Genomic DNA, 19,305 nt, shown 5'->3' with positions numbered 1-19,305 from the left:
GGCTCGCCAGCGCTTACAGCTCGAGCTGGCTTCTTCAGGTAGGCTCGCCGAGGAGCAAGCGCTGCTCCCGCGCACACAACTCCACCACGTAATCCCACAACACCCGCAGCCGCACCGACTTGTGCAGCTCACGGCGCGAGCTGATCCAGTAGCTGCGCTGGATCCCCTCCCCCGGCAGCAACGGCACCAGTTCCGGGTCGCCGGCTGCCATGAAGCACGGCAACACCGCAATCCCTAGCCCGGAACGTGCCGCCTGGTGCTGGGCGATCACGCTGGTGCTGTGGAACACCACCTTGGGGTTGCGGCAGAAGCTGCTGAGGAATTTGAGTTCCTGGCTGAACAGCAAGTCATCCACGTAATCGATCCACGCATGCGCTGCAAGGTCTTCACGTTTTTCAATCGGCGGGTTGCGATCCAGGTAGGCGCGGCTGGCGTAGAGGGCCAGGCGGTAGTCGGTGAGTTTGCGGGTGACCAGTTGATCGACGCTCGGGCGTTCGAGGTGGATGCTGATTTCCGCTTCGCGGTTGAGGATGCTGACGAAGCGCGGCACCGCCACCAGTTCCACTTCCAATCCGGGGTAGCGCTCGAACAGCCCGCCCATGCGGCTCGCCAGGAACATCACGCCCAACCCTTCGGCCACCCCGAGGCGGATCTTGCCCAGGGGCGCGGCGGAGTGGGTCAGTTCGTCTTCGGCCAGCAGCGCGACGTTTTCCATGGCTTCGGCGTGCTTGAGCAGGGCTTCGCCGGCGGGGGTCAATTCGTAGCCCTGGGCATGCTGCACGAACAGTGCGGTGCCGAGGCTTTTCTCAATCGCTTCGATATGCCGGGCCACCGTGGCGTGGGTGGTTTTCAGGCGTTGCGCGGCAGTGAGCAAACGGCCGCTGCGCTGTAGCTCGAGAAAGTACCGCAGGTCGTTCCAGTCGAACATGACGCCTCCATTGCATGAGCCTGGGCTACGCTGTTTAAAAACGCACAGCAGCTGGGTAAAAACTAACATTTTTAAGACGAAAACTAACAACTAGGATGGAACCAATAAGAAAAACAAGCGAGGCCTCAGATGCCCATTCCAACTGCTGAATACGATTACATCGTCGTAGGCGCCGGCCCCGCGGGTTGTCTGCTGGCCAATCGACTGTCCGCCAACCCTGCCCATCGCGTGCTGCTGCTTGAAGCCGGTGGCCGTGACAATTACCCCTGGATTCATATTCCCGTCGGCTACCTGTTCTGCATTGGCAACCCGCGCACCGACTGGTGCTTCAAGACCGAAGCCCAGGAAGGCCTGCAAGGCCGCGCGCTGAGTTACCCGCGCGGCAAGGTACTGGGCGGATGCTCGTCGATCAACGGCATGATCTACATGCGCGGCCAGGCCCGTGACTACGACGGCTGGGCGGCCGAAGGCAACGCCGGTTGGGCGTGGAAAGACGTGCTGCCGCTGTTCAAACACAGCGAAAATCACTTTGCCGGCGGTTCGCAATTCCATAGCGACGGCGGTGAATGGCGGGTCGAGCAACAGCGCCTGCACTGGCCAATCCTCGATGCGTTCCGTGACGCGGCGGCGCAAAGCGGCATTGCCGCGATCAGCGACTTCAACCAGGGCGACAATGAAGGCTGCGGCTACTTCCAGGTGAACCAGAAGGCCGGAGTGCGCTGGAACGCGGCCAAGGCGTTTCTCAAACCGGTTCGCCAACGCCCCAATCTCACCATACTGACCGACGTGGACGTTGACCGCGTACTGCTGGAAAACGGCCGCGCGTCCCAGGTGGTCGGGCGCCAACATGGCCAGCCGGTGAGCTGGAAGGCGCGCAAGGAAATCGTTTTGTGCGCCGGCTCCGTGGGTTCGCCGGGCATCCTGCAACGCTCGGGGATTGGTCCATCCAATGTGCTCAAGCCATTGGGCATCGATGTGTTGCACGAATTGCCAGGCGTCGGCGGTAACCTGCAGGATCACCTGCAACTGCGGCTGATCTACAAGCTGGAAAACGCCCGCACCCTGAACCAGATCGCCGGCACGTTGTGGGGCAAGATGGGCATGGGCCTGCGCTACCTGTATGACCGCAGTGGCCCGCTGTCGATGGCGCCAAGCCAGTTGGGCGCGTTTGCCCGCTCCGGCCCGGAACAGGCCTCGGCCAACCTTGAATACCACGTGCAACCGTTGTCACTGGAGCGCTTTGGCGAACCGCTGCACGCGTTCCCGGCGTTTACTGCGTCGGTCTGCGACTTGCGCCCGCAAAGTCGCGGGCGTATCGACATTCGCTCGGCCAACCCGGCGGACGCACCGCTGATCCGTCCCAACTACCTCAGCCACCCGGAAGACTTGCGCGTGGCCGCCGATGCGATCCGCCTGACGCGCCGCATTGTTGCGGCACCCGCCCTGAGCCAGTTCAAGCCGGTGGAATATCTGCCGGGCGACTCGCTGCAGACGCAAGAGCAACTGCACGAAGCCGCTGCGCGTATCGGTACGACGATCTTCCACCCGGTCGGCACCTGCCGCATGGGCAGCGACAAAGACGCGGTGGTCGACGCCGAACTGCGGGTGCATGGCGTGCCCGGATTGCGCATCGCCGATGCCTCGATCATGCCGCGCATCACGTCCGGCAACACCTGTTCACCTACGCTGATGATCGCGGAGAAGGCCGCGCAGCTGATCCTTTCGCCGAATACAAGGAACCTTGCCCCCGAAAGAGCAATGAGCGCACCCGCATAACCTGCAGGACACCGGCGCTGAGTTTGGCGCCGACAGTGGAACAACAATAAATAATCACTGTGAGGGCTACCCGATGTCAGAACATGCTCAACCCCTGGGCTCGTCGATAGACGCGAGCACCAGCAACGACTCTAAGAAGGTCATCTTCGCTTCGTCCCTGGGGACGGTGTTCGAGTGGTATGACTTTTTCCTCTACGGCGCCCTGGCGGCGGTGATCAGCAAACAGTTCTTCGCCGGGGTCAACGACACCACGGCGTTCATCTTTGCCTTGATGGCCTTCGCGGCCGGCTTCGTGGTGCGGCCGTTCGGAGCACTGGTGTTTGGGCGGCTGGGCGACATGATCGGGCGCAAATACACCTTTTTGGTCACAATCATTTTGATGGGCGTGGCGACGTTCTGCGTCGGCCTGTTGCCCACCTACGCCAGCATCGGCATTGCGGCGCCGATCATCCTGATCGTACTGCGGATGCTGCAGGGCCTGGCGTTGGGCGGCGAATACGGCGGTGCAGCGACCTACGTGGCGGAGCATGCGCCAGCGGGCAAGCGTGGGTTCCACACCAGCTGGATTCAGTCCACCGCGACCCTCGGCCTGTTGTTGTCGTTGCTGGTGGTGCTGGCGTGCCGTTATTTCACCGGTGACCAGTTCGAAGTGTGGGGCTGGCGCATTCCGTTCCTGTTTTCCATCGTGCTACTGGGTATTTCCACCTGGATCCGCATGAGCCTGCACGAGTCGCCAGCGTTCCTGAAAATGAAAGAGGAAGGCAAGGCCAGCAAGTCGCCGATCCGCGATTCTTTCGGCAAATGGGACAACCTCAAGATCGTGCTGATCGCCCTGTTCAGTATCAACGGCGGCCAGGCGGTGACCTTCTATGCGGCGCAGTTCTACGTGCTGTTCTTCCTCACGCAGTTCCTGAAAATGGACCCGGCCCTGGCCAACATGCTGCTGATCATCAGCGTGGTGATTGGCGCGCCGTTCTTTATCTTCTTTGGCTGGCTGTCAGACAAGGTCGGCCGCAAGCCAGTGTTGATGCTCGGCCTGCTGCTGGCGACCGCGTTGTACTTCCCGATCTTCAAGAGCCTGGCGCACTACACCAACCCGGCGATGGACCAGGCCAGTCACCAGGCCCCGATCACCGTGCTGGCCGACCCGGCGACCTGTACCTTCCAGTTCGACCCGGTGGGCAAGGCGAAATTTGACAGCCCATGCGACAAGGTCAAGACCTTCCTGGTCAAGCAAGGCCTGCCCTACAGCAGCGCTGCGGCACCTGCCGGCAGCCCGGTGCAGGTGAGCGTGGGCGACGTGCGTATCGACGGGTTCGACGAAAAAGCCCTGCGTGGCGCCGTGACACTGGCCGGCTACCCGTCTTCGGCGGATGTGGCCCAGGTCAACAAGACCATGGTGGTGGTGCTGATCGTGGCACTCATCCTGATTGCCGCCATGTGCTACGGCCCGCTGGCGGCGTTGATGGTGGAACTGTTCCCGACGCGCATCCGCTATACCTCGATGTCCCTGCCCTACCACATCGGCAATGGCTGGTTTGGCGGGTTCCTGCCGACCGTGTCGTTTGCCCTGGTGGTGTACACCGGCGATATTTTCTATGGCCTGTGGTACCCGGTGGTGGTGACCGGCGTGAGCCTGATTGTGGGAATGATCTGCCTCAAGGAAACGCGGCATGTGGATATCGATAAGAACTAACCCGGTCTCCTGAACACAGGGACACCCCGGTGGGAGCGGGCTTGCTCGCGAAGACCATGGATCAGTCGCAGATGAGTTGACTGATCCACCGCCTTCGCGAGCAAGCCCGCTCCCACATTGTTTTGTGATGACCACACAAATTGCTGTACATCCATACAGATAATGGTTGATCAAAGCCTTCCGACTGAGCATCCTGCAAGGCATCAACCCGATCTGACGTGATGACCATGCGGCTGTACCTCTGTGAAAAACCCTCCCAAGCCAAGGATATTGCCGCCGTGCTCGGCGCCAACCGCCGTGGCGACGGTTGCTGGCTGGGCAGCGGAGTCACGGTCACCTGGTGCATTGGCCACTTGCTGGAAACTGCCCCGCCAGACGCCTACGACGCCAAGTACAAGCGCTGGGTATTGGCCGACCTGCCCATCGTCCCGGAAAAATGGAAGATGCGCGTCAAACCGAAGACCGCCAGCCAGTTCAAGGCGGTCAAGCGGCTGCTGGGAGAAGCCCAGGAACTGGTGATCGCCACCGACGCCGACCGTGAAGGCGAGATGATCGCGCGTGAGTTGGTGGAGCATTGCCGCTACCGCGGGCCGATCCAGCGACTGTGGCTGTCGGCCCTGGACGATGCTTCCATTCGCAAGGCCCTGGCGGCACTCAAGCCCGGCGCCGAGACCTTCAGCCTGTATCACTCGGCCCTGGGTCGCTCCCGTGCCGACTGGCTGATCGGCATGAACATGAGTCGCCTGTTTACCTTGCTCGGGCGCCAGTCCGGTTACCAGGGCGTATTGCCCGTGGGTCGGGTGCAAACACCCACTTTGCGCCTCGTGGTGGACCGCGACCGCAGCATCGCCGATTTCGTGCCGGTGGCTTACTGGGCCATCGACGTCGACCTGCGCCACGAGCACATGACGTTCACCGCCCAATGGCGCGCGGCCGAGGATGCCTGTGATGACCAGGGCCGTTGCCTCAACCCGCAACTGGCGCGGGAGGCAGCCGACGCGATGAGCAATGCCGCCAACGCGCGCCTGACGAAACTGCGCACCGAGCGCATGCGCGAAGTCGCACCCTTGCCCTTTGACCTGGGCACCCTGCAGGAGATCAGCTCCAAGAAACTCGGCCTTGGCGCCCAGGAAACTCTGGATATTGCCCAGTCGCTGTATGAAACCCACAAAGTCATCACCTACCCACGCAGCGATTGCGGCTACCTGCCACTCAGTCAGCACGGCGAAGCGCCGAAGATTCTCGCGGCATTGGGCCGGGCGGATCCAGCCGTGAACGCGCTGATGCGGCATATTGATCCCCAGCGCCGCTCACGGGCCTGGAACGATGCCAAGGTCAGCGCTCACCACGGCATCATTCCTACCGGCGCCGGCAAGGATGTCGGGCAACTCACGGGCAAACATCGTGCGGTCTACACCCTGATTCGCGCGCGCTACCTGGCGCAGTTCCTGCCCAACCACGAATACGATCGCACCCAGGCGGATTTCGACTGTGCAGGCCAAGCGTTGCGCGCGGTGGGCAAGGTGGTGATCGAACCGGGCTGGAAACGCGCCCTGCCCGAGGCCCTCGCACCGGCCAAGGGGCGTGAAGCACCGCCGCCACAAGCGCTGCCGACATTGGTGCAGGGCCAGGATTACGCGGTCGCCAAGGTCAACCTCAAGGACCTGTGGACTCAACCGCCCAAGCCCTTCACCGAAGGCGACCTGATCAAGGCGATGAAAAACGTCGCCAAGCTGGTGGAGGACCCGCTGCTCAAGCAAAAGCTCAAGGACACCACCGGCATTGGCACCGAAGCCACCCGCGCCGGAATCATCCAGGGGCTGCTGGACCGGGGTTACCTGGTGAAGAACAGCAAGGCGTTGTCCGCCACGCCAGCGGCGTTCAGCCTGATCGACGCGGTGCCCCGCGCCATTGCCGACCCGGGCACCACCGCAATCTGGGAGCAGGCATTGGATATGGTGCAAAGCGGCGAAATGAGCCTGGAGGCATTCGTCGCCAAGCAGGCGGCCTGGATGAGCAAGCAGGTAGCCCGCTGCAACGGTATGCGCATGACCATCACCGGTCCGGCCAGCCCGGCGGGCCGAGGCGCCACGCCGTGGAAAAAGAAACGCAAGAGCGCACCACGCCAGACGGCAGCCAGCCCCAAGCGCGCGAAAAAGCCGACAAATACCGGATAAATACCGAAAAAATCCGGTGAATGACGTTTTTCGACGGGTTTAACGCCGCTTTGGACCTTGCCGCGGCGTGGGCCGTCTAGGATTCTGTAAGGGGACCTGACTACCTAACAACAACACCGGAGTGGCCGCCATGAAAACCGTTGCACAAGTGCTCAAAGCCAAGGACCAGAAAAACCAGGACGTCCATACCATCCAATGGGACCACACCGTTTTTGAAGCGCTGGTGCGGATGTCGGAGAAAAACGTCGGGGCCTTACCGGTTGTCAAGGAAGGCGTCGTTGTAGGCATCATCAGCGAACGTGATTACGCACGTAAACTCATTCTCAAAGGTCTATCTTCGGTCACCACCCGGGTCGATGAAGTCATGAGTTCTCCAGTGATCACCGTCGACTCGCATAAAAAGGTCGATGAGTGCATGAACATCATGACCGACAGTCACCTGCGCCACCTGCCCGTGGTCGAAGACGGCAAACTGCTGGGCCTGCTGTCCATCGGCGACCTGGTAAAAGAGGCCATCGCCGATCAGGCGGACCTGATCAAACAGCTGGAGCAGTACATCCGCGGCGAATAGGGGAACTCATGCTCGACACGCTGGAACATCAAGAGGATCACCTCGACACGTTGCAACGGGCCATGGCCGACCGGCGCTTCCTGGTGCTGACCGGTGCGGGAATCAGCACATCATCGGGCATTCCCGATTACCGTGACAGCGAAGGCGTGCGCCGAGGCAAGGCTCCGATGATGTACCAGGAGTTCCTCGCCACCCCGCAGGCACGGCGCCGCTATTGGGCGCGGGCGATGCTGGGGTGGCCTCGCGTACGCATCGCCCAGCCGAACACTGCACACCGTGCGCTGGCGACCTTGCAACAACGCCAGCGGATCACCGGGTTGATCACGCAAAACGTCGACACCCTGCATGACCAGGCCGGTAGCCAGGGTGTGATCGAACTGCATGGCAGCCTGCACCGGGTCTTGTGCCTGGACTGCCAGCAACGCAGCGAGCGCGGTGTGATCCAGCGGCAGATGGAAATCGACAACCCCTACCTGGCGCAGGTCCACGCCGTGCAGGCACCCGATGGCGACACCTTGCTCGACCCCACCTTTGAAGAACACTTTCAGGTCCCCCGCTGCCCCCATTGCAATGGCGAGCGCCTTAAGCCGGATGTCGTGTTTTTTGGCGAGAACGTAGCACCGGCAACGGCCGCCAGGGCGATGGCCGCGGTAGATCATGCCGAGGGACTGTTGGTGGTGGGGTCGTCGCTGATGGCCTATTCGGCCTTCCGCTTGTGCAAGGCCATGGTCGAACAGGGCAAGCCTGTCATTGCCATCAACCTGGGCAAGACGCGTGCAGATGACCTGCTGCAGGTGAAAATCGAGGCGTCCTGCGAGCGGTTGTTGCCTCTGCTGACCGACCGTTTGAGATAACCCCTGCACCACGGCTCAAAACTGGAGCAGCCTGCAAGCCAGCGCCTCCAGCGTTTTGCGTCGAATTCATCCTCTCGGGCATACGACCCCTACCTCCAGAAAATGACGCCCAAGTCACGTTTTCCCGCATTCTCCCGCCCCCACAAGCATTTATGTAGTGATCAAAAATAATCACTACATAATCGTTGACGTAACGTTTTTGTCCTTGCATTATCGAGACGTCTCCCGGATCGGGAGCGTTGGCAACAAGCGTTTTGAACAAGCTCGTCTGACCGCCGAGCTGTTTTTTCCGGATGTGCACTGCCCACAAGGCGGATTGATGAAGCTGACCGACCCGGAGGGTTCGGTACAAGGCGCTCAAATGCGACTTGTCTTCGTTATGAAAGCATTGCGTAGCAGTTCATCAGCAACACTACATGCATCAGGTTCAAGACCCTGCCCGTATTCGGCAGACAGTCGCTGACGCCCGGTTTTCAGAACCGGAGACACCTTAAACATGTACTAACGAACTATTTGATAGATCGCCAACTGGTCAAGGGGCTTACACATGAATCTGAACAACCAACCAACTATCGATGAATTGGCTGAGATGTTCGCAGCGCAGAAAGACACACTCGACGACCATATCCTGTGGATTGGCAAATCGGGCGAAGTCCAAATTGACTGCCTGGCGCCCCACACCGAAGAAGCCGAGTTCGACCGCAATAACCGTGAACTGGCAGCGCGCCTGAAGATGTACCGCCGTGGCCAGGGTTATGTCGGCAAGAAGGCGGCCGCCGATCGCAACTTTATCGAGCAGGTTTTCGACACACTTAACAACGCATGGGAATCTTTCAAAGATAACGCCCAAGTCAAAGTGATCGACCGCTACTACTAAATAACAACGCGCTCACGGTGGGAGCTGGCTTGCCTGCGATAGCGGTTTAACGATCAACCCTGTTGTTGAATGTTAAATAGCGATCGCGGGCAAGCCAGCTCCCACCGTTGTTTGCGGCAGTATCAAAAAGTGGGAAACCGGCCTTTCGCAGCTTCATCGCGAAAAATATCGAACAGCACCTGCGCTGCCGCCGACAGTTCGTGCCCCGGCTTGGTCAGCACACCAATCGGTCGCTCGATCACCGGGTCGGTCAAGGTGATGCAATGAGCACCCGCCTCTTCCATTTGTTGTGCACACAACGCTGGGACCGCGCTGACACCCAGGCCGCTGGCAACCATCTTGCCCACCGTCGCCAATTGATGGCTCTCCAGTGCTACCGGCAGCTTCCTCTGCAGCGCGCCCAGATGTTCCTCCAGCATCACCCGTACCGTGGACGGCCGTTGCAAGGTGATGAAAGGTTGCTCCAGCAAGGTGTTCCAATCGATCTCGGCACACGCGGCCAACGGTGAATCACCGGGCACCACGGCAATGAAGCGGTCCAGGTACAACGGGGTGAACGCCAGCGACGAACCTTCTGGCGGCTCGAACGCCACGCCCAGTTCCACCTGGCGGTCGCGCACCATCTCCAGCACCTGCTCGTTGATCAAATCGTGCACCGTGACATTCACCTGCGGGTACCGTGCGCGGAATATCTTCAGGATCGGAGGCAACAGGTTGCCCGCAAAGGAGGGCATCGCTGCCACCGTGACCCGTCCACGCTGGAGGGTGAAGCGCTGGCGCAGCTCGTCTTCGGCGTTGTCCCAATCGGCAATCAACCGGCGTGCCAGGGGCAGCAATGACTCACCTTCAGGTGTCAGCGCAACGTTGCGGGTATTACGGCTGAACAACCGTCCGCCCAGTCCTTCTTCCAGCCCCTTTATGGTCAGGCTCAGCGCCGACTGGGAAAGGTGCAGGCGCTCACAGGCGGCGGCAAAACTCAGGCTCTGGGCCACAGCGAGAAACGCGCGCATCTGTTTAACGGTCATGGGTAAGCTCCAAATGACAAGTTGAAAGCTGCAAGTGAAAGCGGCCGCTAACGGTGTGTGAAGCATGCGGCTTGACGCTTATTATGCTGTTTTCTAGATCAATCAACCTTAAAAAACAACTTAACAAATCAATCCGCCGGAGCAACACTCGGTTCATTGGCTGGCCCACATACAATAAAAGAGGTGCATATGGCAGGTTTCGATAAACGCGTGGCGTCCTATGAAGAAGCACTGGCAGGCCTGGAAGACGGCATGACCGTACTCTCCGGTGGCTTTGGCCTGTGCGGTATTCCAGAAAACCTCATCGCCGAGATCAAGCGCAAAGGCACCCGCGACCTGACGGTGGTTTCCAATAACTGCGGCGTCGATGGCTTTGGCCTGGGCGTGCTGCTCGAAGAGAAGCAGATCAGCAAGGTGATTGCCTCCTACGTCGGTGAAAACGCACTGTTCGAGAAGCAATTGCTCAGCGGAGAAATTGAAGTGGTGCTGACGCCCCAAGGTACCCTGGCCGAGAAAATGCGCGCCGGTGGCGCCGGTATCCCGGCCTTCTTTACCGCCACCGGCGTCGGCACCCCGGTAGCCGAAGGCAAGGAAACCCGCGAGTTCAACGGTCGCCCGTACCTGATGGAAGAGTCCATTACCGGCGACTTCGCCATCGTCAAAGGCTGGAAAGCCGACCACTTCGGCAACGTTATCTATCGCCACACCGCCCAGAACTTCAACCCGCTGGCCGCCACCGCCGGCAAGATCACCGTGGTCGAAGTCGAGGAAATCGTAGAGCCGGGCGAGCTGGACCCGGCGCAGATCCACACCCCTGGCATCTATGTCGACCGGATCATCTGCGGCACGTTTGAGAAGCGCATCGAACAGCGCACCGTGCGCAAATAATCCGCCCCCAGCCCGAACAATAAGGACTCATAAAATGGCGCTTACCCGCGAACAAATGGCTCAACGCGTTGCCCGCGAAATGCAGGACGGTTTCTACGTCAACCTTGGCATCGGCATTCCGACCCTGGTGGCCAACTACATTCCCGAAGGCATGGAAGTGATGCTGCAATCGGAAAACGGCCTGCTCGGCATGGGACCGTTTCCTACCGAAGAAACCATTGATGCCGACATGATCAACGCCGGCAAACAAACCGTGACCGCGCGCATCGGCGCCTCGATCTTCTCCTCCGCCGAATCCTTTGCAATGATCCGTGGCGGCCACGTTGACCTCACCGTGCTCGGTGCGTTTGAAGTCGACGTACACGGCAACATCGCTTCCTGGATGATCCCCGGCAAGCTGGTCAAAGGCATGGGCGGCGCCATGGACCTGGTGGCCGGCGCAGAAAACATCATCGTGATCATGACCCACGCCTCCAAGGATGGTGAGTCCAAGCTGCTCAGCCAATGCAGCCTGCCGCTGACCGGCGCGAACTGCATCAAGCGCGTGCTGACCGACCTGGCCTACCTGGAAATCGAAAATGGCGCTTTTGTCCTCAAGGAACGCGCACCTGGCGTCAGTGTTGAAGAGATTGTGAGCAAGACCGCCGGTAAACTGATCGTCCCGGACCACGTTCCAGAAATGCACTTCCAGTGAGGACAGATTCCATGCAAGACGTCGTGATTGTTGCTGCCACCCGCACCGCCGTGGGCAGCTTCCAGGGTTCACTGGCGAACATTCCGGCACCGGAACTGGGTGCCGCTGTGATCCGTCGCCTCTTGGAACAGACCGGCCTGGACCCGGCCGAAGTGGATGAAGTCATCCTCGGCCAAGTGCTCACCGCTGGCAGCGGCCAGAACCCGGCGCGCCAGGCCTCGATTCTCGCCGGCCTGCCACATGCGGTGCCCAGCCTCACCTTGAACAAGGTCTGCGGCTCGGGCCTCAAGGCCCTGCACCTGGGCGCCCAGGCCATTCGTTGCGGTGACGCCGACGTGATCATCGCCGGCGGCATGGAAAACATGAGCCTGGCGCCGTATGTGCTGCCCGCCGCGCGCACCGGTTTACGCATGGGCCACGCCAAGATGGTCGACAGCATGATCACCGACGGCCTGTGGGATGCGTTCAACGATTACCACATGGGCATCACCGCTGAGAACCTGGTGGACAAGTACGGCATCAGCCGTGAAGCCCAGGACGCGTTCGCCGCAGCGTCCCAGCAAAAAGCCGCCGCTGCCATCGAGGCCGGGCGTTTTGTCGATGAGATCACGCCGATCCTGATTCCCCAGCGCAAAGGCGACCCGGTGGCCTTCGCCGTGGATGAACAGCCACGCGCCGGCACCACCGCCGAGTCCCTGGCCAAGCTGAAACCTGCGTTCAAGAAAGACGGCAGCGTCACCGCTGGCAACGCTTCCAGCCTCAACGACGGCGCCGCAGCAGTGCTGCTGATGAGCGCCGACAAAGCCAAGGCCCTGGGCCTGCCGGTATTGGCGCGCATCGCCAGCTACGCCAACGCCGGCGTCGACCCAGCCATCATGGGCATCGGCCCGGTCTCGGCCACTCGTCGTTGCCTGGACAAAGCCGGTTGGAGCCTGGGTGACCTGGACCTCATCGAAGCCAATGAAGCCTTCGCTGCGCAATCCCTGGCCGTCGGCAAAGAGCTGGAATGGGACGCCGACAAGGTCAACGTCAACGGCGGCGCCATCGCCATTGGCCACCCGATCGGCGCCTCAGGCTGCCGCGTGCTGGTGACCCTGCTGCATGAAATGATCAAGCGCGATGCCAAGAAAGGCCTGGCGACCCTGTGCATCGGTGGCGGCCAGGGCGTCGCCCTCGCCCTCGAACGCAACTGATTCAACGAGCAACACGGAAAAGGCCTGGTTCCACGAAAACCAGGCCTTTTCTTTATGCGACCCTACTGAAAAAAGCAGTTCAAAGGCCCCCGCCCACATTGGTTCTGGATTGTCAGCCCGTCCGGGGCACCGCAAACACCGCATTCGCCCGCGCCACCACTTTCTCTCCTACCTGCAGGCTCACTGTGGCAAACGCCATCTGCCGCCCGCGCTTGTGGTGCTCCAACCGCACCACAATCCACTCGCCCACCTGCACCGCGCCCAGGTAATCCAGGTTCATGCTCGCGGTAATCAACGGCAGCGGCGGGTCACTGGAAAACGCCATCGCGTACCCCATGCCAATATCCGCCAGGGTCGCCAACACTCCCCCATGCACTGTGCCCCGCCCATTGGCGTGGCGATTGTCGGCCCGCAAGCCGATCTCCAATTGCAGGCCCTCCCCCCGGCAATACGCCGGGCCTAACAGATCAAGCAGGGGACTGCTGCGGGGTAGCGAGACAAAACCTTCAGGCACGGTGTGGCAATCATGGCGGATTCTTCCTTGGAGTCGGGCTTGAGGTGTACGCCAGGCCACACGTGGCAACCATCACCATCAGCCACGCAAATCCCCCACGATGCTTTGCGTTAATCCACCAGACCCGCTTTAATCGCCGTCAATTCCCCCTGATCCCAAGGAACAGCAATGCGCCATCTGGACGGCAAACTCCATTCCTACCTCGTGCTCTTGCTGGCAGCGTTGGCCATGGCCGGCTGCTCGCCCAAGGACCACTCCCGCGCACGGGTGATCAACGGCGAACAAAGCCAGGCCGGCGCTCAATTGGCCTACGAGCACGAACTGAGCCTGGCCCTGCCCGGCGCCCTGCTCGCCCCTCGTATGCAAGCCACCCGCGAAGCGTGTGAAACAGCACGCTTTGGCGCGTGCAACATCCTCGGCATCACCGAAGACGGCAGCGGCGGCCAGATCATCCTGCGCATCGCGCCCACCGGGGTGGAACCGATGGTCGCGATGGCTGCTGAAGGCGGCAGACTGGGCCAACGCATCACCACCGCCGAGGACTTGGCCGATGCCGTCGCCGACGTGCGTCGTCGCCAGGATCGGCTGCAAGCCCAGCAACAGCGGCTGGATGAGTTGGCCAAACGCAAGGACATTACCGTCAGTGACCTGATTGCCTTGAGCAAGGAACAGGCGTCCATCGAAAACGAGCTACAGCAACTGGCCCAGGTTGCCGCCGGCCAGCAACGGCGTATCGACACCAACCGCGTGACGCTGAACTTCCGTTCCTCTGATGGTGCCAACCAGCCGTCACGGTTCAGCCGGATGTTCAGCAATTTGGGCGAAAACCTGGTGGAAGGCACTGCCGACGCCCTGGAGCGATCAAGCTATGTGCTGCCGTTCGTCATCCTGGCGTTCCCGGTCGTGTGGTTATGGGTGTGGCTGTGGCGGCGCTTTGTCAAACGCCGCAGCTGATCAGCGCTTCATGCAACGCTGATAGCGCTCGTCGACCCGCTTGGCGAACCACGCCGTGGTCAGGTTGCGGGTGATCTTGGGGCTCTTGAGCACGATGCCCGGCAGGATTGCCCGTGGCATTGGCTTGCCCGCGGCCTTGTCGGCCAGGGCAAACACGCGCTTGTAGAGTGGGGTGTCCTCGAAGTCCAGTTGCTCGCCCTGCTCCAGCTGGCTGCGGATGCTGGGGTTGCGCATATCCAGCTTCGCGCCCAATGATCGCACCGCCAGCTCAGTGGTACCGGGGAGCAAAGAACCGTAGCGAATCAAGTCCCCATCCAGCGCCAACTCGGTGCCCGAGGCGCGGCTGACGGCGGCCTGGAACGCGGCGTTGCGACTCGCGTACCAACCGGCATTGAAGTCGGCGAAGCGATACAGCGGTTGGTCATAATTCACCGGGTAGCCGAGCAAATGCGCGATGCCGAAGTACATGCCGCCACGGCGGGTGAAGACCTCGCGGCGAATGCTGCCATCCACCGTGTAGGGATAACCCCGGGCCTGCTTTTGCGCAAAGTCGATACTCACCTGCATCGGGCCTGCGGTGTGCACCGGGTTGAAACCACCAAACAGCGTGTTGCCCAGGGGCACCATGCTGATGAAGTCATCGAAGATGCCGCTCAGGTCCCTCTCAGTGCGTGCGGCGCTCAGGCGGTCGGCATACGTCTTGCCGGTGGGCGAACGCAGTTGAAGGGCGCTGCGTACCACAAAGGCGGGCACATGGACCTTGGCGGCGCGACGTTGGATCTCGTCCTGGGCGATCTTGCCCATGTTCGGCACGGGCGGGTCGACCTGATAGGTGGACTCCTGCTCGGTGACCGCCAGCACGGCGCAGATGTTTTCTGTGCTGGGGTAGATTTTCTGGGTGTCAAAGGCGGTGTAGATGTCCTGCGCCCAACCATTGCGGTCCGGCACTGTGGCCGGCAGCAGGCGCACAATCTGCGCCTTCACCTCGGTCTCGCTGCGCTCCGGCTGTTGCGGGTTGCGCGTAGTGGAGCAACCGGCCAGCACCAGCAAGGTGGCAAGGCAGAGGATCAGGCGGCTTGAATACATGGGGCTTCCTTGGGTGACGACGGGCCGGGCATTGCAGATATCGACCGATAAGTCTGAGCAGGGTTCGCCAACCTGATGCGCTCGCCAGGGGCCAACAGAACGTGACAGGATCGGTCATGGACCATGCGTACACGGAGTTTGAATGCCATGCCCAGCCTGAACTTCCTGATGACCTGCCTGATTGTCGTATTGATTCCCGGCACCGGCGTGATAAATGCTGGTACTGAGCGCTGTATTCATGGCGATGACGCTTGCGGTGTTCGTGGTGTATGGCCTGCTGGCCAATGTCTTTCGCCGTGCAGTGATTGAGTCACCACGGGTTCAACATTGGTTGCGCCGCAGCGTTGCGGCGGTCTTTGCGGGGCTGGGGTTGAACCTGGCGTTTGCGCAGCGCTGACACCAGGCAAAAAAATGCAGGCGCTGGCTTGCCAGCCCCTGCAGTGGCTGTGGGGGGGGTTAGATCCCTGCCAACGCCAGGTCCATCGCGAAGTAGGTGAAGATCAGGTCCGCACCCGCGCGCTTGATCGATCCCAGGGTCTCACGCACCACTCGGTCCTCATCGATCGCGCCGGCTTGGGCGCCGAACTTGATCATCGCGTATTCGCCGCTCACCTGATACGCCGCCACCGGCAGGCGCGAGGCTTCGCGGATGTCGCGGATGATGTCGAGGTAGGCACCGGCGGGCTTGACCATCAGCGCATCCGCGCCTTCCTGTTCGTCCAGCAGCGATTCGCGCACGGCTTCGCGGCGGTTCATCGGGTTCATCTGGTAGCTTTTGCGGTCACCCTTGAGTGCGCTGCCGCCGGCTTCGCGGAACGGACCGTAGAGCGCCGAGGCGAATTTGGTCGAATACGCCATGATCGGGATATGGGTGAAACCGGCGTCATCCAGGGCGCGTCGAATCGCCTGGACCTGGCCGTCCATCGCCGCCGAGGGGGCGATGACGTCGGCTCCGGCACGTGCCGCCGCCACGGCTTGCTTGCCGAGGTTGACCAGCGTCGCATCGTTGTCGACCTGGGCGCCGTGCATGACGCCGCAGTGGCCGTGGTCGGTGTACTCGCAGAAGCAGGTGTCGGACATCACGATCATCTCAGGCACCGCGTCCTTGATGATCGAGGACATGCGCGAGACCAGGCCGCGCTCTTTCCAGGTATCGCTGCCGCTGGCGTCCAGGTGGTGGGACACGCCAAAGGTCATCACCGACTTGATACCGGCACGGGCATAGCGCTCGATCTCGCCGGCCAGTTTTTTCTCGGGGATACGCACGACGCCCGGCATGCTGGTGATGGGCACGAAGTCGTCAATTTCTTCTTCGACGAAGATCGGCAGCACCAGGTCGTTGAGGGTAAATTCGCTTTCCTGGAACAAGCCACGCAGCTCCGGGGAGCGGCGCAGGCGGCGTGGACGGGCTTGGGGGAACTGGCTGGTCATGGCGGTCCTGAAAAAAATGGCAGAAAACTTTGGGGCGAAAGCTTATGCCCCCAGGGCCCCGCAGCACAAACGCCAAGGGGCCAACAGTGTATTGCGTGGGCCGTAACAATTTATTGATCTAGAGCTGTACTCGTCCGTCGATGCACACCGCGACGGCGCCACCAACCCAGATTTCATCGCCCTGGCGCTCAACGAGGATTCGCCCCGCACGTCCTATGGCCGTGCCCTGGCTGACCACATAGCGCTCGGGGGCCAGCCCCTCACCGAGCAACCATTGAGCGAGCCCGGCGTTCAAGCTGCCAGTGGCCGGGTCTTCCTGGGCCCCGTCGCCGGCGATAAAGGCACGCACTTCAAAGTGCGTCTCCACATCGTCACGAGCCGGGTCACAAGGGGCGATCACACCCACGGCCAAACCCAGCAATTGCGAGTAATCCGGTTGCAACGCCAGCACCTGGTTGCGCTCGGCCAGCATCACTGCCAGCCAGCCCGCGCCGTTGTCGACCCACTGGCTACGAAGAATCGCTCCAGGCGCCAACCCCAACGCCACGCGCACGCGTTCTATCACGCTGGCCTCCACCGGTCCTGCGCGCAACAGCGGCGGCGCGATAAACGCCAGTTCATCGCCCTGGCGGCGGATACGCACCAGGCCGATTTCGCACTCCTGGATGATTTCGTCGCCTGTAGGAATGCCACCGGCCTGCAGCCACGCGTAGCAACTGCCCAGCGTCGGATGCCCGGCGAACGGCAGCTCCTTCAAGGTGGTGAAAATGCGCACCCGGTAGTCAGCCCTGGGATCGCGGGGCGTCAGCAAGAACGTGGTTTCGCTGAGGTTGGTCCAGTTGGCAAAGTCCGCCATCTGCTGGTCGCTCAGGCTGTCGGCACCGAACACCACCGCCAGCGGGTTGCCTTTGAGCGACACGCGGCTGAATACGTCCAGCTGTTTGAAATCGAAAGTCGGCATGGTTCAACCCGGAATATTAAGGCCACGTATCACTGCTGGCCGTGCGACGAAACCGTCCAGCGCGCGCAGTACATTGGGGAAGTCGGCAATCCCTACAAGGTCACCGGACTCGTAGAAGCCGATCAGGTTGCGGATCCATGGGAAGGTCGCGATGTCAGCGATGCTGTACTCGTCGCCCATGATCCAGGTACGGCCCAGCAGGCGCTTCTCCAGCACGCCCAGCAAGCGCCGGGACTCGGCGGCGTAGCGGTCGCGAGGGCGCTTGTCTTCATAGGCCTTGCCGGCGAATTTGTTGAAGAACCCCAGTTGGCCAAACATCGGGCCGATCCCCCCCATCTGGAACATCAGCCACTGGATGGTTTCGTAGCGGGTGGCAGGGTCTTCGGAGAGCAGCTGGCTGGTTTTCTCGGCCAGGTAAATCAGGATCGCGCCCGACTCGAACAACGCCAGTGGCACGCCGCTGGGGCCATTGGGGTCGATGATCGCGGGGATCTTGTTGTTGGGGTTCAGGGACAGGAACTCGGGAGACAACTGGTCCTGGGTCCCGAAGCTGACTTTGTGCGCCTCATAGGGCAGGCCCAATTCTTCGAGCATGATCGACACTTTTACCCCGTTGGGCGTGGGCAGTGAGTACAACTGCAAACGCTCGGGATGGTGAGCCGGCCATTTGCTGTTGATCGGGAAAGCGGCGAGTGGGTTCATTGGGAAGTCCTCAAGGCAGCATGCGCCGTTAAGCTCAGAAAGCCCCCATGATAGTCATCCCCACGGTGTCCTGCATGGGTCATCAATGCGCAACATCGGCTGGCTATTATCCCGCATGGGCGAACCAATAGGCCCACATGCACTCTCAAGTGCGCTCGTACGGTGAATGGAGGCGCCTCGCTCTATCGACAGGGAAAACCGCAGGACGCCGGATGCGTCACTGGGGCCGGGCTTGTCCGCCTTAATCCGATGCACTGAAGACTCGACACCCATGACAATCAAGCCTCTGTGCCTTGCGCTGCGCCTGAAGCGATATTCATACATCATGTTGCCGCTGTTATTAGTCGGCGGCGCTCTCGGCCTGACCCTGGAGTCGCGCGTCAGCAGCGCCGACCAGGTGGACGGCGTGCAAACCCTCGTGTTCCTGCGCCATGGTGAAAAACCCGCCGGCGGCCTGGGGCAACTCAATTGCCAGGGCCTCAACCGTGCGATGAACCTGGCCACGGTATTGCCGGAAAAATTCGGCAAGGCCAATTTCGTCTTCGCCGCCAACCCGACACGCAATGTGGAGGAAGGTGAGCTGGACAATTCCTACAGCTACATTCGACCGCTGATGACCATCAGCCCCAGCGCGATCAAGCTGGGCCTGCCGGTGAACATCAAGTTTTCCGCGAATGACACCAGCGCCCTCGCCGATGAACTGGTGGAAGACAAGTATCACAACGCCATCATTTACACCGCCTGGTCCCACGGCTACCTGCCGGAGTTGATCAACAAGGTCGCCAGTGAAGCCTCGGGCGAAAAGCACACCATCACCGACGACTGGTCCGGCAGTGACTACGACACCCTGTATGTACTGACGCTGACCTGGCACAACGGCAAGGCTTCCCTGCTGAGCCGCAACTACAAGCAAGGCTTGAACGATGGCGACCAAAGCTGCCCGGAACCGACACAGGTGAGTGCCGACAGCTGACAGCG

At 61.2% G+C, this 19,305-nt stretch carries 18 protein-coding genes and 1 pseudogene; 12 read left to right on the top strand and 7 right to left on the bottom strand.

Going from position 1 to position 19,305, the window contains the following annotated elements:
• Positions 1 to 34 precede the first annotated feature (34 nt).
• Complete coding sequence (locus CQ002_RS14925; RefSeq protein WP_034103699.1) at positions 35 to 928, bottom strand: LysR family transcriptional regulator; 894 nt, start codon at positions 926 to 928, stop codon at positions 35 to 37.
• A 129-nt stretch (positions 929 to 1,057) separates the two neighbouring features.
• Here CQ002_RS14925 and CQ002_RS14920 point away from each other — a divergent pair, with 129 nt between their 5' ends.
• The 6 genes from CQ002_RS14920 (at position 1,058) to CQ002_RS14895 (ending at position 8,879) form a co-directional block, all read left to right on the top strand.
• Positions 1,058 to 2,704 (top strand): GMC family oxidoreductase, encoded by a 1,647-nt coding sequence (locus CQ002_RS14920; RefSeq protein ID WP_105161961.1) that lies wholly within the window; start codon positions 1,058 to 1,060, stop codon positions 2,702 to 2,704.
• A gap of 73 nt (positions 2,705 to 2,777) precedes the next feature.
• Complete coding sequence (locus CQ002_RS14915) at positions 2,778 to 4,400, top strand: MFS transporter (protein WP_034103695.1); 1,623 nt, start codon at positions 2,778 to 2,780, stop codon at positions 4,398 to 4,400.
• A 227-nt stretch (positions 4,401 to 4,627) separates the two neighbouring features.
• Positions 4,628 to 6,577 (top strand): DNA topoisomerase III, encoded by a 1,950-nt coding sequence (locus CQ002_RS14910; RefSeq protein WP_105163116.1) that lies wholly within the window; start codon positions 4,628 to 4,630, stop codon positions 6,575 to 6,577.
• Between the two features lie 130 nt (positions 6,578 to 6,707).
• The gene (locus CQ002_RS14905) at positions 6,708 to 7,148 is read left to right on the top strand and encodes a CBS domain-containing protein (RefSeq protein ID WP_034103692.1); all 441 of its coding nucleotides are present in this window, start codon (positions 6,708 to 6,710) and stop codon (positions 7,146 to 7,148) included.
• An 8-nt stretch (positions 7,149 to 7,156) separates the two neighbouring features.
• A complete protein-coding gene (locus tag CQ002_RS14900) occupies positions 7,157 to 8,002 on the top strand; it encodes an NAD-dependent protein deacetylase (RefSeq protein WP_069022953.1) in 846 nt (281 codons plus the stop codon).
• 547 nt (positions 8,003 to 8,549) lie between these two features.
• Positions 8,550 to 8,879, top strand: a complete 330-nt coding sequence (locus tag CQ002_RS14895) for a hypothetical protein (RefSeq protein WP_034103689.1) — start codon at positions 8,550 to 8,552, stop codon at positions 8,877 to 8,879.
• Between the two features lie 122 nt (positions 8,880 to 9,001).
• On the opposite strand, the gene CQ002_RS14890 is transcribed toward CQ002_RS14895, so the two are convergent.
• Positions 9,002 to 9,904: a LysR family transcriptional regulator gene (locus tag CQ002_RS14890; RefSeq protein ID WP_034103686.1), complete on the bottom strand. Its 903-nt coding sequence runs from the start codon at positions 9,902 to 9,904 to the stop codon at positions 9,002 to 9,004.
• Positions 9,905 to 10,093: 189 nt separating this feature from the next.
• On the opposite strand from CQ002_RS14890, the gene CQ002_RS14885 reads away from it, so the two are divergent.
• Genes CQ002_RS14885 through CQ002_RS14875 form a run of 3 tightly spaced genes read left to right on the top strand, consistent with a single transcriptional unit; the run spans position 10,094 to position 12,679 of the window.
• Positions 10,094 to 10,792: a CoA transferase subunit A gene (locus CQ002_RS14885; RefSeq protein ID WP_010211319.1), complete on the top strand. Its 699-nt coding sequence runs from the start codon at positions 10,094 to 10,096 to the stop codon at positions 10,790 to 10,792.
• Between the two features lie 34 nt (positions 10,793 to 10,826).
• Positions 10,827 to 11,486 (top strand): CoA transferase subunit B, encoded by a 660-nt coding sequence (locus CQ002_RS14880; RefSeq protein WP_032886654.1) that lies wholly within the window; start codon positions 10,827 to 10,829, stop codon positions 11,484 to 11,486.
• Between the two features lie 11 nt (positions 11,487 to 11,497).
• Positions 11,498 to 12,679 carry an acetyl-CoA C-acetyltransferase gene (locus tag CQ002_RS14875; RefSeq protein ID WP_034103683.1) on the top strand — a complete coding sequence of 394 codons (1,182 nt, stop codon included), beginning with the start codon at positions 11,498 to 11,500 and terminating at the stop codon, positions 12,677 to 12,679.
• 112 nt (positions 12,680 to 12,791) lie between these two features.
• Here the strand turns inward: CQ002_RS14875 and CQ002_RS14870 are convergent, their stop codons facing one another.
• Complete coding sequence (locus CQ002_RS14870) at positions 12,792 to 13,193, bottom strand: PaaI family thioesterase (RefSeq protein WP_234010413.1); 402 nt, start codon at positions 13,191 to 13,193, stop codon at positions 12,792 to 12,794.
• Between the two features lie 168 nt (positions 13,194 to 13,361).
• Here CQ002_RS14870 and CQ002_RS14865 point away from each other — a divergent pair, with 168 nt between their 5' ends.
• Positions 13,362 to 14,147: a DUF4349 domain-containing protein gene (locus CQ002_RS14865; protein WP_105161960.1), complete on the top strand. Its 786-nt coding sequence runs from the start codon at positions 13,362 to 13,364 to the stop codon at positions 14,145 to 14,147.
• On the opposite strand, the gene CQ002_RS14860 is transcribed toward CQ002_RS14865, so the two are convergent.
• On the bottom strand, positions 14,148 to 15,233 hold the full coding sequence (locus CQ002_RS14860) for a DUF1615 domain-containing protein (RefSeq protein WP_034103677.1): 1,086 nt from the start codon (positions 15,231 to 15,233) through the stop codon (positions 14,148 to 14,150).
• Positions 15,234 to 15,447: 214 nt separating this feature from the next.
• Here CQ002_RS14860 and CQ002_RS14855 point away from each other — a divergent pair.
• Positions 15,448 to 15,630: pseudogene (locus CQ002_RS14855) on the top strand (LysE family translocator); the annotation flags it as partial.
• A gap of 59 nt (positions 15,631 to 15,689) precedes the next feature.
• Here the strand turns inward: CQ002_RS14855 and hemB are convergent.
• From hemB to CQ002_RS14840, 3 genes are all read right to left on the bottom strand, one after another.
• Positions 15,690 to 16,664 carry a porphobilinogen synthase gene (gene hemB, locus CQ002_RS14850; RefSeq protein WP_034103675.1) on the bottom strand — a complete coding sequence of 325 codons (975 nt, stop codon included), beginning with the start codon at positions 16,662 to 16,664 and terminating at the stop codon, positions 15,690 to 15,692.
• Between the two features lie 118 nt (positions 16,665 to 16,782).
• On the bottom strand, positions 16,783 to 17,625 hold the full coding sequence (locus CQ002_RS14845; protein ID WP_098466208.1) for a PhzF family phenazine biosynthesis protein: 843 nt from the start codon (positions 17,623 to 17,625) through the stop codon (positions 16,783 to 16,785).
• 3 nt (positions 17,626 to 17,628) lie between these two features.
• The gene (locus CQ002_RS14840; RefSeq protein WP_105161959.1) at positions 17,629 to 18,327 is read right to left on the bottom strand and encodes a glutathione S-transferase N-terminal domain-containing protein; all 699 of its coding nucleotides are present in this window, start codon (positions 18,325 to 18,327) and stop codon (positions 17,629 to 17,631) included.
• A 271-nt stretch (positions 18,328 to 18,598) separates the two neighbouring features.
• Here CQ002_RS14840 and CQ002_RS14835 point away from each other — a divergent pair, with 271 nt between their 5' ends.
• On the top strand, positions 18,599 to 19,300 hold the full coding sequence (locus CQ002_RS14835; protein ID WP_034103669.1) for a hypothetical protein: 702 nt from the start codon (positions 18,599 to 18,601) through the stop codon (positions 19,298 to 19,300).
• The last annotated feature ends 5 nt before the right edge of the window (positions 19,301 to 19,305 follow it).

It is taken from the genome of Pseudomonas sp. MYb13 (genome assembly GCF_002980075.1).
GTDB lineage: Bacteria > Pseudomonadota > Gammaproteobacteria > Pseudomonadales > Pseudomonadaceae > Aquipseudomonas > Aquipseudomonas lurida.
This window is presented reverse-complemented; position numbering and strand designations above follow the sequence as displayed.

Coding starts and splice junctions, on each gene's coding strand:
- CQ002_RS14925 (WP_034103699.1), bottom strand. CDS start 928: ATGTTCGACTGGAACGACCTGCGGTACTTTCTCGAGCTACAGCGCAGC.
- CQ002_RS14920 (WP_105161961.1), top strand. CDS start 1,058: ATGCCCATTCCAACTGCTGAATACGATTACATCGTCGTAGGCGCCGGC.
- CQ002_RS14915 (WP_034103695.1), top strand. CDS start 2,778: ATGTCAGAACATGCTCAACCCCTGGGCTCGTCGATAGACGCGAGCACC.
- CQ002_RS14910 (WP_105163116.1), top strand. CDS start 4,628: ATGCGGCTGTACCTCTGTGAAAAACCCTCCCAAGCCAAGGATATTGCC.
- CQ002_RS14905 (WP_034103692.1), top strand. CDS start 6,708: ATGAAAACCGTTGCACAAGTGCTCAAAGCCAAGGACCAGAAAAACCAG.
- CQ002_RS14900 (WP_069022953.1), top strand. CDS start 7,157: ATGCTCGACACGCTGGAACATCAAGAGGATCACCTCGACACGTTGCAA.
- CQ002_RS14895 (WP_034103689.1), top strand. CDS start 8,550: ATGAATCTGAACAACCAACCAACTATCGATGAATTGGCTGAGATGTTC.
- CQ002_RS14890 (WP_034103686.1), bottom strand. CDS start 9,904: ATGACCGTTAAACAGATGCGCGCGTTTCTCGCTGTGGCCCAGAGCCTG.
- CQ002_RS14885 (WP_010211319.1), top strand. CDS start 10,094: ATGGCAGGTTTCGATAAACGCGTGGCGTCCTATGAAGAAGCACTGGCA.
- CQ002_RS14880 (WP_032886654.1), top strand. CDS start 10,827: ATGGCGCTTACCCGCGAACAAATGGCTCAACGCGTTGCCCGCGAAATG.
- CQ002_RS14875 (WP_034103683.1), top strand. CDS start 11,498: ATGCAAGACGTCGTGATTGTTGCTGCCACCCGCACCGCCGTGGGCAGC.
- CQ002_RS14865 (WP_105161960.1), top strand. CDS start 13,362: ATGCGCCATCTGGACGGCAAACTCCATTCCTACCTCGTGCTCTTGCTG.
- CQ002_RS14860 (WP_034103677.1), bottom strand. CDS start 15,233: ATGTATTCAAGCCGCCTGATCCTCTGCCTTGCCACCTTGCTGGTGCTG.
- hemB (WP_034103675.1), bottom strand. CDS start 16,664: ATGACCAGCCAGTTCCCCCAAGCCCGTCCACGCCGCCTGCGCCGCTCC.
- CQ002_RS14845 (WP_098466208.1), bottom strand. CDS start 17,625: ATGCCGACTTTCGATTTCAAACAGCTGGACGTATTCAGCCGCGTGTCG.
- CQ002_RS14840 (WP_105161959.1), bottom strand. CDS start 18,327: ATGAACCCACTCGCCGCTTTCCCGATCAACAGCAAATGGCCGGCTCAC.
- CQ002_RS14835 (WP_034103669.1), top strand. CDS start 18,599: ATGACAATCAAGCCTCTGTGCCTTGCGCTGCGCCTGAAGCGATATTCA.